This is a genomic window from Streptomyces sp. 142MFCol3.1, assembly GCF_000424945.1.
Classification (GTDB): Bacteria; Actinomycetota; Actinomycetes; order Streptomycetales; family Streptomycetaceae; genus Streptomyces; species Streptomyces siamensis.
On sequence record NZ_AUKV01000006.1, the window covers coordinates 128,068 to 141,113 of the forward strand.

The window sequence follows — 13,046 nt, forward strand, 5'->3', positions numbered from 1 at the left end:
GTCAGATCGTGAGGACGATGCGGCCGGGTACTTCGCGGGCCTCGAGTCGGCGGTGCGCTTCCGCCGCTTCGGAGAGGGGGAGTTCGTCGACGCGCTGAGTCAGCGTGCCGTCGGCGAGGAGAGCGATGACGTGTTCGGCGGCGGGCCGTGCGGCGTAGGGGTCGGTCTGGAGGTAGGGGCCGACGGCGAAGCCGAGCATGCCCACGCTCCGGCTCCACAGTTCGTCGCCGGTGACGGGGGTGTCCGGGGTGCGGGCGGCATGGCCGAGGAGGAGGATGCGGCCGAGTGGGGCCAGGACGTCCAGGCTGGCGGTGCGTACCGCGCCGCCGACCGGGTCGACCACGACATCGACCTTGCGGCCGTCCAGGGCCTTCACGAAGTCGTCGCTGATGAGGATCTCGTCGTAGTCCAGGTGTGTGGTGTCGGCGATCCTGGCCCCCGAGGTGACGGTGCCGGTGATGTGGGAGGCACCCAGGGAGCGGGCGACGGCGGGGAAGGCGGCTGCCAGGCCACCGGCAGCCCCGTGCACCAGCACGCTCTCCCCCTCCCGCAGGTGTGCCACGCGGGTGAGTGCCAGGTAGGCCGTGACGGCGTTGGGCAGGACCGCGACGGCCTGGGCCGGGTCGACGTCACATTCCTTGAGGGAGACAGTCATCGCGGCCTCGGCCGGCGTCACGGAGGCGTACCCGCCCAGGCTCATCTGAGACAACGTCACGACCGGCTCACCGACCTCGAATCCGGTGACGCCTTCACCCAGTTCGCGGACCGTTCCGGCGACTTCCAGGCCGGGCACGAACGGCGGCTGGGGGAAACCGGGCCGGTCGGCCAGGTCGCCGCGACGGAAGAGGGCGTCGACCAGGCCGACTGCGGCGTGGCTGGTGTCGATGGTGATCTGCCCCGCCGCCGGCCTCGGGTCGGGCAACTCGACCGGGACCAGGGCCCGGGGCCCGCCGAACTCACTGATGGTCATCGCGTGCATGGGAACGCTCCTGTGTTTCTCGGGGTGGGGGCCGCGGGAGGGGTGGCCGGGGCAAGGCGCCGGGCGAGAGGACGGGGCCGAAGCTCCCTTGGGGGGGACTGCCACAGCGCGGGCGCGGGCATCGCAGCATCCGTTCGATGCGGCCTGCGGACCAGGAGGGCGATGCGCTCCCCTGCCGACGACATTAACGCAAGGGCATTGCGTTGTCTAACGCAATGCCCTTGCGTTGCTATCATCGGCCTATGACGTACCCGGACACCTTCCAGCGCGCCTACTCCCGCCATCACAAGGAGCAGCGGGCCGCCGACCTCATGGAGGCGGCCCGCGTCCTGGGCACCCGCGAGGGCGTCCGCGCGGTCACACTGACGGCGATCGCCGGCCACGCCGGCGTGCACGCCTCGGCGGTCCGCCGCTACTACTCCTCACGCGAGGAGATCCTGCTCGGCCTCGCGGAAGAGGGATACCGCGACTGGTCGGAGGATGTCGCCGCACGCCTGGCCGACCGTCAGGTCGACTCGGAGGGACTGGCCCGCGCCCTGACCGCCTCGCTCGCCGCACGGCCGCTCTTCTGCGACCTGCTGACCCACGTCCCCCTCAACCTCGAACGCGAGGTCACCTACGAGCGCGTCCACGCCTTCAAGACGGTCGCACTCGCCAGCGTGGAGATCCTGGTCACCGCCATCACCTCGGCCGCCGCACTGGACAAGGCGCAAGCAGGCGACCTGGTCATCGCGGTCATCGCCATGGCCGCACCCCTGTGGCAAGCCGCGCACCCTGCCGAAACCCTCACCCGCCTCTACACGCAGGAGCCTGCGCTGGCCCACCTCGGCATCGCCTTCGAACCCACCCTCATCCGCCTGACCAGCGCCTTGGCAGACGGCATGATCCGCCAGTCATGACCACCGACGGTCATGACCCCGGCCACGCGAGGAACCGAGTTCGGTCATCCGCCTTGGGGCGCGGGGCGCTGTTCCCCAGACCTACGGAGTTCAGCCCGCTCCTGATTCCTGGGGCCGAGCGGATCGACCCTTCTCATGCCACAGATCGAGTCCGGTACCGGGCGTTCGTGGGCGAAGAACGTCGCCGGGATCGGCGGGCCCGCCCGACGGGCCTGACCTCGTCGGGCGAGATCCGGGGCCGACGCCCGCAAAGGGGTGTCCGCCCGCTCGGCCCCCAGACATGATCGAGTGTCTCGGAGTCGTGCGCGGTCGGACGATGCCCCGCTCCGGCCACCTCCGCGAGGCGCGGCCCCGCAGGCGCAATCTAGCGGCCCGCAGGCGCAATCTAGTGGCCGACGCTGACGACGATCTTGCCGGTAGCGGTGCCGTCGGCCACCGCGGCATGCGCTTCCGCGACATCCGTGAGACTGAACCGGCGAGGGTCGAGCAACGGCCTGAGTCGGCCCGAGTCCACCAGGGCGGTGATCTCGCGCAGGATCTCGCCATGGTGTTCGCGGCCACGGCCGGTCAGCATGGGAGCCAGGGTGAAGACCCCGGAGTAGGTGGCACCCCGGAAGGACAGCGGAGCGAGGCTGTGCGTTCCCCAGCCGAGGGAACTGAGGACGTGCCCGGTGTAGTTTCGCGCGATGGCGAAGGACCCGTCCAGAACCGGCCCGCCGACGGTGTCGAAGACGATGTCGAAGCCCTCGCCGTCGGTGAGGCGCTCGACGTACTCCTGCGGCGTCTCGGCGGTGAAGTCGACGGCGGTGGCCCCGAACTCCTCGATGGCCTGGAGGCGGTGCGGTGCCTCGGTGCCGAAGACCTCGGCACCACGGGCTCGGGCGATCTGAATGCCCACGTGACCGACACCACCGGCGCCGCCGTGCATGAGCACCTTCTGTCCCGCGTGCACGTTCGCCCTGTCGACCAAGCCCTCCCACGCGGTGATGGTCACCAGCGGGAGCGCGGCCGCCGCGCGCATGTCCAGGGACTTCGGCTTGGGCGCCAGCAGCCGGGCGTCGACCGCGGCGTACTGGGCCAGGGAGCCCTGCAGGTCGCCGACGCCACCTGTCAGGCCATAGACCTCGTCACCCGGGGCGAACTCGTCGACTCCTTCGCCCACCTGCTCGACCACGCCGGCCAGGTCGAGACCGAGCACGGCGGGAAGCGTGCGCCTGGCGTGTGCCGCCTGACCCGCACTGATCTTGAGGTCGAGCGGGTTCGTCCCGCTCGCCTCGATCGCCACCAGCACCTGGCCGGGACCGGCCACGGGCTTCTCGATCTCCTTGAGCACCATCGGGGTGCCGAACTCTTCCAGGACTACTGCACGCATGGTGCCACCTTCGGATGTGCGTTGTTGCAAACAGGTCTCGGGTGGGGCCAAGGCATTGGACCCCATTAATCAAACAGACTAGTCCGTTCGATTAATGGGGGCAAGTGGTCCGTCCGGGAGGCGCCGGGTGCGTTGGCCGGGCGTGGAGCCGCCGGGGGCACAACCGCCCCGGCCGTCAGCCCTGTGCAGTGGGGCGCACGATCAGTTCGTTGACGTCGACGTGCGCCGGCTGGTCGATCGCGAAGGCGATGGCGTCGGCTATGGCCGAAGCAGGGATGGCCAGTTGCTCAGCCGCCGCGCGAGCAGCTCCCTGGGCTTCCGGCGAGCCCCCGCGGTCCGTCAACTCGCTCTGCGTGAAACCGGGGCTGACGACGGTGACCCGGATGTCCCGACTCTCCTGCCGCAGACCCTCCGACACGGCCGCCACGGCGAACTTGGTGGCGCTGTAGACGGCGGCGGTCGGGTCCACCCGGTGCCCCGACACCGACGACACGTTGACGATGTGCCCGGCCGCCTGCCGCCGCATGCGAGGCAGCACCGCGGCGATCCCGTAGAGCACACCGCGCAGGTTGACGTCGATCATCTGCTCCCACTCAGCGATGCGCAGATCCTCGAGCGGGGACAGCGGCATCACCCCGGCGTTGTTGATCAGCACGTCGATGCGGCCGTACTCCTCCACGCCGGCGGCGGCGAAGGCGCGCACGGAGTCGAGGCTGGTGACGTCCAGCTCGCGGTGGGCGACCGAGCCGCCGGCCGCTCGCAGTTCCTCGGCGAGGGCGGCCAGGCGCCCGGCCCGGCGGGCACCGAGGAGCACACGGTGACCGAGTCCGGCCAGTCGGCGGGCAGTGGCCTCACCGATGCCGCTGCTGGCCCCGGTGATCAGGACGGTCTTCGATTCTGCTGACATGCTGACGCATTCTCCTTCAACGTGTTTCGGCGGCGACTGCCGTGCCTTCGATTCCAGTGCATCGAGGCGCATCGGAGAAGGACGCGTGAGCCTGGGTGCCGCACACCCAGGCTCACGCACCCTTCTTCGGCACCGGACTCCGGCGGAAGCTGCGGATACCGGCGCGAGGCGCCTACCGGAGCACGAACGGGCTCCGCAGCACGACACCAAAGGGCTGCTGCCATGAGCGACGAGCGCAGGATCCCGGAGGTTCTGGCGCCATACGTGCGGGCCACGGACCAGCGGGACGGGACGGCACAGGGCGCGCTGTTCACCGACGACGCAGCCGATCGAGTCGGGGTACTACGACACCGATCTGCGCCGGGTCGACGGTGAGTGGAAGATCGTGGGACACCGCGTCCTGCTGGACATGCCCTATGTCGTTGAGGGGGTCTGAACGGGGCGTCGCAAGGACACGGACGGGAAGCCGTCCATGATCACGCGGTTGACGGTCCCGAACCTCCGGATCGCCGGACCGGCACGCGCGGCTAGCATCGATGCCATGACGCCATCCGACAACGAACTCGGCGCGTTCCTTCGCGCGAGCCGCTCGCGGGTGGAACCGGCCGACGCCGGACTGGTCGGCGGGGTCTCCGGGCGACGCGTCCGCGGGCTGCGCCGCGAGGAGGTCGCGGTGCTCGCCGGGGTCAGCGCCGACTACTACGCCCGCCTCGAGCAGGGCCGCGAGCGCCATCCCTCCGCGCAGGTCATCGGCGCCCTCGGGCACGCGTTGCGCCTGGTGCCCGAGGCGCGCGAGCATCTGTTCCGGCTGGCGGGGCTGAATCCCCGCCTGGGCCCCGACAGCCCGCAGGACCTCGTGCACCCCTCGCTGCTGCGCATGCTGGAAGCCTTCCCCCGGGCGGCGGCGTACGTGCTCGGCCCGGCCTTCGACGTGCTCGCGGCCAACGCGGTCGCCAACGCACTGCTGTCGCCGTTCGGCACCGAGCGGAACATGCCGCGCATCCTGTTCACCCACACCAGGGCCAAGACGGTCTTCGCCGAATGGGAGCCGCTGCGGCGCAGCACCGTCTACGCGCTCCGCCTGAACGCGGGACGGTTCCCGAACGACACGGACATCACCGACCTCGTCACCGAACTGAGCGAGGTCTCACCGGAGTTCACAGCACTGTGGGCCGAACGGGACGTCGCCGGACTCACCCGGGCGTTCAAGGTGTTCGTCCACCCCGAAGCGGGCCGCATCGAGCTGACCTACCAGACGTTCGAGGTGGTCGACGCTCCCGGGCAGCAGTTGCTCGTCGGCACCGCCGAGCCCGGCAGTCGCAGCGAGGAGTCCCTGACGTACCTGGTCTCGACGGCGGAGCGGGCCTGAGCGTACGCCGCGCCGCCCGGCTCGCGGCCGCTTCCCGGGTTCGTACATCTGGGCCGGGCAACCGGGCGGTCACCGCCTGCCCGCCGAGCCGCGACCCTCACCCACCCTCACAGCGGACACCCCGGCATGCCCGAGATCCTGGAAGTGACCAGCCTGCGCCCCGCCTGGCCTCACGCCGGAAGACTTCGTCGCGGCGAACGCGGACGTCAACGCGTACCTCAAGGGCCGCCCCGGCTCCCGCACTCCATCTACCTGCAGATCAACGGGGTGGCGTCGGACCGCGCGGAGTTCGAACTCCAGCCACCCTGAACAGCCACCGGTGTTTCCAGGTGGCTTGCACCGTCAGTCCCTGGTCGCCGGGCGGCGGTACACGCCGTGCCAGTAGCCGTGTGCGAGTTCCCGGGCCACGTCGGCGTCGTCGCGGCCGTCGCCGCCGACCACCTGCCGGGTGATGACCTCACCGCCCCCCTGGACGATCAGCCGCGCGGCGAGCCGCGGGTCGATGTCCGCGGGTGTACGGCCGGCCCGTTGCTCCTCTTTCAGCACCGCCACCAGACGGTCCACGAAGCGGTCCTGGTGCGCCGACCACGCGTCGCGGACCGCCGGGTCGTAGGCGGCCACCTCGTGGATGGCCGACAGCAGGGCCGCGTGTTCGCGGTAGTGGCGCATGATCTGTTCGTAGGTGCGGGCCAGACCGTCGGCGCCGCCGTCCGGACCGCAGGGCTGCCACGCCTCCGCGATCTCGTAGCTCCGTGTTCTGAGCGAACCGCTCACCCGCAGCAGTACGTCGACCTTGTCGCGGAAGTACAGGTAGAAGGTGGACCGCGAGATCCCCGCCGCGTGCGCGATCTGTTCCACGCTCAGTTCGGTGTAGGTCGGACCACCTCGCAGGAGTTCCTCGAGCGCGGACACGATCCGCTCCTCGAGTGCGGTCCGCCGGTCGGTCGCGGTGGAACGTCGTCGCGTGGTGGAAGCCATGCCGCCATCCTACGGAGCTGCGGGAACGGCTCCCGCGGGGGCGGCGGCACGGCTCAGGGCTGCTCGGACCATGAGGCTCACGCACTCGTCGGCGCCCAGGAGCGACTTCCCGCGTGTCTCCGGGCCGACCGCCGATGTCAGGCCCGCCTGCCGGCCGCGCACCGGCGTCGCACATCTCAAGAATCGGAGAACGCCGGCCCGCCGGGCGGCACACACCACTGCCTGAGCGGTCATTTGCGGATACCAAGAAGACGAACTAGTCTGTTCGATTAAGGAGGAGGTAGCGATGGTTACGCAGATCAGGAAAACGAAGTCCGAGGAGAGGATCCTCAGCGCGGCGGCCGAGTTGTTCTACGCCAACGGGCTGCGCGGGGTCGGCGTCGACCAGGTCATCGCGGCCTCGGGCGTCGCCAAGTCCACGCTGTACGTGCACTTCCGCACCAAGGAGGATCTGGTCGCCGCGTACCTGCGCAGGACCGACGACTCCTGGATGGCGCAACTGCAGGACGCCGCCGCCCGCGCCGGCGACGACCCCCGCGAGCAGCTCGTCGGACTGTTCGACGCGCTGACGGACGCCTTCGACCGGCACGGCTTCTTCGGGTGCCCGTTCGTCAGCGCGGCTGTCGAAGCGGACCTGGACTCCGAGGCCCGAGCCGTCACCGTGCAACACACCCAGCGCCGTCAGAAGTGGCTGACCGAGCTGAGCGAGCAGGCCGGCGCGGCCGCCCCCGAAGCGCTCGCCCGGCATGTCGGACTCTTGATCGACGGGGCCTTGACCTCGGGACGCCTGCTCCAGGACCGCGCCGTCGTCGAGGAAGCGAAATCCGCGGCACGCCTGCTCGTCGCCGCCCACGTCTGAGCAGGGATCCGGACCGTACCCGGAGCCAGGACGCCACCCGTTACTCGCGGAGTGCGGGTGTCCGGGCCGGCTCTTCGAGGCCTTCGGCTCACGGCGGCCGTCGGTCCCCGGGCGGCCCGGGCCGGTCACCGGGACGCGGAAGACACCGGTGTACACGTCCGTACGGCTCCGGCGAGCCCCGGAGCCGGTCGGCGCCGCGGGAGGGGCCCCGGCGCCCGCCGTGAGCAGGAACGCGGCGGCGGTGGCGGCCAAGGAGGGCGGACGCGCATCGAGGATCTCCTCTGCGCCGCCGCGCCCGGGGCACGGCGCCCGCGCCATCGGGGCTACTCGGGGCGCGGAGCCGTTCGGCCGGGGCCGGGCACGACTCCGCTCGATCCTTTTCGGCGCCATGGCCGGTCCCCTCGATGGGCCGGACGGCGGAGTCGCCGAGGAGGTCCCCGTCAGGTCTGGATCAGGGCTTCATCTCGTACGCCCCGGCCAGCGCCTCGACGCGTTCCCAGACACGTGCCGAGCGCGCCTCGTCGACCACGGGACGCCGGACCGCACCCAGCGCCCAGCGCTGCTGCTCCTCGGTGGCGGAGTCCTTGCCGTGCAGTTCGACGGCGTGTCCGGAGAAGTCGCGGACGAGCACGGAGAACAACTCGTCGAGCACGGACTCGTCCAGGTCCGTCAGGCGGGCCTGCTCCAGGATCAACTGTCCGTGCACCACCAGGGCGAACAGCTGGCCGACGGAGAGCAGGAAGTCGAGGTCGCGGCTCTGCTTCTCGTCGGGGGCGACGGTGGCCACGAACTCGCACAGGGCGTCGGCCTGCTCGCGGAAGCGGGCGACGTTCGGCAGCTCGGCGTACGCGTCGTAGGCGGCGCGCCAGTCGTGGAAGCGTACGGAACCCAGACCGCGGGCGGGTCCCTGCCGGAACAGGAAGGCATCGTCGGCCGCGTCGAGGCGGGTCGGCACGGCGGGGTGCTCGACCGGCTCCAGCAGGTGGTTGCGCATGAACTTGAGGATCAGCGCGAGGTTGACGTGGACCGTGCCCTCCAGCTTGGGCAGTCCGCGGATCTCGACGGCGGCCTGGGAGAAGTAGTTGTCCTTCTCGAAGCCCTTGGCGGCGATGACGTCCCACATGAGGTCGATGACCTTCTCGCCCTCGGTGGTCACCTTCATCTTCGTCATCGGGTTGAAGAGCAGGTAACGGCGATCCTCGGGACCGGCCGAACGGAAGTAGTCGACGGCGCGGTCGCTGAACAGCTTCATGCCGACCAGGCGGACGTACGCGTCGGCCAGCTCCCGGCGCACGTGCGGGAAGGCGGTGACGGGGCGGCCGTACAGGATGCGGCCGTGCGCATGGGTGACGGCCTCGTACATCGCGTGCTCGCAGATGCCGATGGAGGCGGTGCAGAGGTTGAACTTGCCGACGTTGACGGTGTTGAGGGCCGCGTCGAAGGCGGCGCTGCCGGTGTGCAGGACGTCCTCGGGGGCGACCGGGTAGTCCTCCAGGCGGAACTCGCTGACGTACTTGGAGGAGTCGACCACGTTCTTCACGAGGTGGTACGAGGGGTGGCGGCTGTCGGCCGCGAAGAAGACGTACCCGTCCGGGCCCTCGACGTCGGTGCGGCGGCCGAAGACCGAGACGAGTCCGGCGGCGTTGCCGTTGCCGATGTAGTACTTGGAGCCGGTGGCCCGGAAGCCGCCGTCGCCGTCGGGCTCCAGCAGCATGTCGGTGGAGTAGATGTCGGCGCCGTGGGTCTTCTCGGACAGACCGAAGGCGAAGACCTCTCCCTGGGAGAGGAGTTCCGCCGCGCGGCTGCGGGCGGCGGCGTTGTCGCTCTGCCAGACCGGGCCGAGGCCGAGGATGGTGACCTGCCAGGCGTACCAGTAGTCGAGCCCGTAGAACCCGAATATCTCGTTGAGGGCGGCGATCCGGGCGGTGTCCCAGCGCTGGTCCTCCTGCCCGGCGGCGGACGCCGGGGTGAGGAAGGTGGCGAACAGGCGCTCCTCGGCGGCGAACTCGAGGAAGTCGCCGAGCCAGGCGCGGGAGCGGTAGTCCTCGATCAGGCGCCGCTTGCCGCGCTCCTCGAACCAGTCGACGGTGGCGCGGAGCAGCCTGCGCGTCTCGGGGTCGAAGTGCGCCGGGTCGTAGGTGTGCGGGTGGAACAGCAGGGGGTCTGCCATGGCGGTCACCTTCTGGACGGGGGTGGGTTTCGAGAGGGCTTGCGGTGTTCTTCAGGCGGACGGCGGGGTCGCGCCGAGGCGGTGGAGCGTGGCGAGGACGTCGTCGAGCCAGGCGATGGTCATGCGCTCGTAGGCGATGCCGCCGCGCAGCACGACATGCTGAAGTTCCTGGCCGGCGTCGAGCGGTGCGGGGGCTTCGGGTCCGGTGAAGTCGCGCAGTTCTCCGGCGAGGTAGTGCGCGAGCCGGTCGGTGTGCACCTCGTGGTGGCGTTCGACCTCGCGGACGAGTGCGGCCGGGTCGTCGAAGGCCGCGCCGCGGATCTTCACGGCGAGGTCGTGACGCATGCTCTCCGGTTCGATCGGCTCGTGAAGCCACAGGGAGAGGGCCGCGCGGCCGGGGGCGGCGACGGAGTACTCCTTCTTGTCCGGCCGGCCGTGCTGCGGCACGTCGCGCACGGAGAGCAGGCCCTCGCTCTCCATGCGCTTGAGCACGCGGTAGATCTGCTGGTGCGTGGCGGTCCAGAAGTAGCCGATGGACCGCTCGAACCGGCGGGCCAGCTCATAGCCGGAGCCCGGTTTCTCCAGCAGGGAGACGAGGATCGCGTGGTCGAGCGCCATGCCGCGATCTTGCTATGCAACTCGTTGCATAGACAAGCGCCGCCGCCCGGGTGAGACACGGCTCACCCGGGCGGCGGGGATGTGGGGGCCTTCGCACGCTACGGAGGTCTCGGACGCAGCGCGTTGAGCACCGCCCAGACGACCGAGACGACGGGGACGGCCACGACGGCGCCGATCACGCCCGCGACGATGCTGCCCGCGATGACGGAGACGGCGACGGCGAGCGGATGGAGCCGGACCGCCCAGCTCATCACGAGGGGGTGCAGGACGTGGCCTTCGAGTTGGCCGATGACGACGATGAGGACGACGACGGCCGCCGCCGTCAGCGGCCCGCGGCCGGCCAGGGCGACCACGGTGGCCACAGCGAGTGCCACCGGTGATCCCACCAGCGGCACGAACGCGGCGAAGAACTCCAGCAAGGTCAGCGGCAGCGCGAGCGGCACCCGCAGCACGTACAGGGCTATGCCGACGAGTACGGCGTTGGTGGCGGCCACGATGAAGATGCCGCGCGTGTAGCCCGCGAACGTCCGCCATGCCGCGTGTCCTGCCCGGTCCCACGCCGGCCGGGCCCCCTTGGGCAGCAGGTCGTCGCGTGCCCAGGCCCACAGGCGTTCCCCGGAGTGGATGAAGAAGACGGAGGCGAAGAGCGCGAGCGCGGCCCCCGCGACGATCTCCACGAACCGGCCGAAGCCGCTGAGGGCGCTGCTGAGCAGGCTGGCGCGGTGTGCGGTGAAGTAGTCGACGATCTGTTCCTGAAGTCGGGACAGCGCGCCCGGGCCGAGCCGGAACGGAGGTTGCTGGAGCCAGAGTTCGATCCGGTGCACGCCGCCGCGGAACTCGCCGGCCAGCTTGCCCGACTCACCCGCCACGGCACTGCCGACGAGGGCCAACAGGCCGAGTACGGCGAACACGCTGCCCACGACGGAGACGGTGACCGCCAGCGACCTCGGCAGCCACCGGGCGAGGAGATCGGCGAGCGGACGCAGGACCGTGGTGATGACCAGGGCGAGGAAGAGCGCCCCGGCGATGAGCTGGAAGCGGCCCAGGACGGTGAAGACGCCGTAGACGACGACGCCGACCAGGATGAGGCGCCATGCGTAGGCGGCCGCGACACGGAGCCAGGGCACCACCTGCTCGTGGGCCGGGACGGGATGTCGGCCGCGGGAGCGTCGTAGGGGCCGCCGCGCGGCCGGCGCGGGCCGGCTGCCGGACGTGGCGTCGGGCCTCCGGGGCCCTCGGCCGCGGCCCGCCGCCGACGCGCCCCCGTCCGCCACTGTGCCTCCCGCTGCCGACTGCCCGTCACGTCGAGAACATTAGGCGCATTCCGGGCAACCGGCCTGGTATGGCGGTCCGCGTCAGGAGGTCGCGGGCGGCCTGATCCAGCCCAGCGAACGTTCGACTGCGCGCTGCCAGTTGTCGTACTCCGACTCGCGGTGCTCGGGGTCCATGTCCGGCATCCACTGACCGGCCCGGTGCCAGTGGCGGCGCAGGACTTCCAGGTCCGACCAGTAGCCGGCGGCGAGTCCGGCGGCGTAGGCGGCGCCGAGGGAGACCGTCTCGGCGACCATGGGCCGCACCACCGGCACGTCCAGCACGTCGGCGACGAACTGCATGAGCAGGTTGTCCGCCGTCATGCCGCCGTCCACCTTGAGCTGTTTCAGGGGGACCGGGAAGTCGGCGTTCATGGCGTCGACGACCTCCCGTGTCTGCCATCCGGTGGCTTCCAGGACGGCGCGGGCCAGATGCCCCTTGGTGATGTACGAGGTGAGGCCGACGATGACGCCGCGTGCGTCGCTGCGCCAGCGGGGCGCGAAGAGGCCGGAGAACGCGGGGACGATGTAGCAGCCGCCGTTGTCCTCCACCGTCCGCGCCAGCGTCTCGATCTCCGGAGCGTTGTTGATCAGACCCAGCCGGTCGCGGAACCACTGGACCAGGGAGCCCGTGACCGCGATCGATCCCTCCAGGGCGTAGACGGGGGGCTGCTCCCCGATCTTGTAGGCCACGGTCGCGAGGAGTCCGTGCCGCGACCGCACGACCTCGTGGCCGGTGTTGAGGAGCAGAAAGCTGCCCGTCCCGTACGTGCACTTCGCCTCGCCCGGGGAGAAGCAGGTCTGGCCGAACAGGGCGGCCTGCTGGTCGCCGAGGGCGGCCGTGATGCGGACGCCCGGCAGGAGGCCGCCGGCCTCGCCGTAGTCCTCGGCGGAGGAGCGGATCTCGGGAAGCATCACGCGGGGCACTCCGAAGAACGACAGCAGCTCGTCGTCCCAGGTCAGCGTGTGGATGTTCATCAGCATGGTGCGGCTGGCGTTGGTGGCGTCGGTGATGTGCAGACCACCGTCCGCTCCACCCGTCATGTTCCAGATCAGCCAGGTCTCGATCGTGCCGAACAGTACCTCGCCGTCGATGGCACGCTGCTCCAGCCCGCTGATGTGATCGAACAGCCAGCGGATGCGCAGCGCGGAGAAGTAGGTCGACGGCGGCAGGGCGCACCGGTCGAGAAAGAAGGCGTCGCCGGGCCGGAGGTTGAGCTCGTCCACGAGTGGTGCCGTGCGGGTGTCCTGCCAGACGATCGCCTTGCCGAGGGGTTCACCGGTGCGGCGGTCCCAGAGCACCGTCGTCTCCCGCTGGTTCGCGAGCCCGATCGCGGCGATGTCCTCGGCTCCGACCCCCACGTCGGACAGGGTCTCGGGCACGATCCGCTGAAGATTCCGCCAGATCTCGACGGCATCGTGCTCGACCCACCCCGGCTTGGGAAAGTGCTGCTCGTGCTCCCGCTGGACGACCGACACCAGCCGCCCGTGGTTGTCGAACAGAATGCATCGGGTGGAGTTGGTGCCCTGATCGATGGACATTACGTACCGTTCAGCCATGATCGGGTCTACCTTCCGATGTCAT

General features: G+C 70.5%; 11 protein-coding genes. 3 read left to right on the plus strand and 8 right to left on the minus strand.

What is annotated here, in order from left to right; genetic code table 11:
- Position 1: 1 nt before the first annotated feature.
- Complete coding sequence (locus H305_RS0110410) at positions 2-979, minus strand: quinone oxidoreductase family protein (RefSeq protein WP_028800322.1); 978 nt, start codon at positions 977-979, stop codon at positions 2-4.
- A gap of 242 nt (positions 980-1,221) precedes the next feature.
- On the opposite strand from H305_RS0110410, the gene H305_RS0110415 reads away from it, so the two are divergent.
- Complete coding sequence (locus H305_RS0110415; protein WP_037763365.1) at positions 1,222-1,878, plus strand: TetR family transcriptional regulator; 657 nt, start codon at positions 1,222-1,224, stop codon at positions 1,876-1,878.
- A gap of 385 nt (positions 1,879-2,263) precedes the next feature.
- Here the strand turns inward: H305_RS0110415 and H305_RS0110420 are convergent, their stop codons facing one another.
- Together H305_RS0110420 and H305_RS0110425 are read right to left on the minus strand one after the other, a co-directional pair.
- On the minus strand, positions 2,264-3,250 hold the full coding sequence (locus H305_RS0110420) for a zinc-dependent alcohol dehydrogenase family protein (protein WP_028800324.1): 987 nt from the start codon (positions 3,248-3,250) through the stop codon (positions 2,264-2,266).
- Positions 3,251-3,425: 175 nt separating this feature from the next.
- The gene (locus tag H305_RS0110425; RefSeq protein ID WP_028800325.1) at positions 3,426-4,157 is read right to left on the minus strand and encodes an SDR family oxidoreductase; all 732 of its coding nucleotides are present in this window, start codon (positions 4,155-4,157) and stop codon (positions 3,426-3,428) included.
- Positions 4,158-4,698: 541 nt separating this feature from the next.
- Here H305_RS0110425 and H305_RS0110430 point away from each other — a divergent pair.
- Positions 4,699-5,526, plus strand: a complete 828-nt coding sequence (locus tag H305_RS0110430; protein ID WP_028800326.1) for a helix-turn-helix transcriptional regulator — start codon at positions 4,699-4,701, stop codon at positions 5,524-5,526.
- A 342-nt stretch (positions 5,527-5,868) separates the two neighbouring features.
- Here H305_RS0110430 and H305_RS0110435 read toward each other — a convergent pair whose 3' ends face one another.
- A complete protein-coding gene (locus tag H305_RS0110435) occupies positions 5,869-6,504 on the minus strand; it encodes a TetR/AcrR family transcriptional regulator (protein WP_028800327.1) in 636 nt (211 codons plus the stop codon).
- 286 nt (positions 6,505-6,790) lie between these two features.
- Here H305_RS0110435 and H305_RS0110440 point away from each other — a divergent pair, with 286 nt between their 5' ends.
- Positions 6,791-7,363 (plus strand): TetR/AcrR family transcriptional regulator, encoded by a 573-nt coding sequence (locus H305_RS0110440; protein WP_028800328.1) that lies wholly within the window; start codon positions 6,791-6,793, stop codon positions 7,361-7,363.
- A 451-nt stretch (positions 7,364-7,814) separates the two neighbouring features.
- Here the strand turns inward: H305_RS0110440 and H305_RS0110445 are convergent, their stop codons facing one another.
- From H305_RS0110445 to glpK, 4 genes are all read right to left on the minus strand, one after another.
- Positions 7,815-9,533: an acyl-CoA dehydrogenase family protein gene (locus tag H305_RS0110445; RefSeq protein ID WP_028800329.1), complete on the minus strand. Its 1,719-nt coding sequence runs from the start codon at positions 9,531-9,533 to the stop codon at positions 7,815-7,817.
- 51 nt (positions 9,534-9,584) lie between these two features.
- Positions 9,585-10,151 (minus strand): PadR family transcriptional regulator, encoded by a 567-nt coding sequence (locus H305_RS0110450; RefSeq protein WP_028800330.1) that lies wholly within the window; start codon positions 10,149-10,151, stop codon positions 9,585-9,587.
- Between the two features lie 98 nt (positions 10,152-10,249).
- Complete coding sequence (locus H305_RS0110455) at positions 10,250-11,425, minus strand: AI-2E family transporter (protein ID WP_028800331.1); 1,176 nt, start codon at positions 11,423-11,425, stop codon at positions 10,250-10,252.
- A gap of 81 nt (positions 11,426-11,506) precedes the next feature.
- Positions 11,507-13,021 carry a glycerol kinase GlpK gene (gene glpK, locus H305_RS0110460; RefSeq protein ID WP_028800332.1) on the minus strand — a complete coding sequence of 505 codons (1,515 nt, stop codon included), beginning with the start codon at positions 13,019-13,021 and terminating at the stop codon, positions 11,507-11,509.
- Positions 13,022-13,046: the final 25 nt, after the last annotated feature.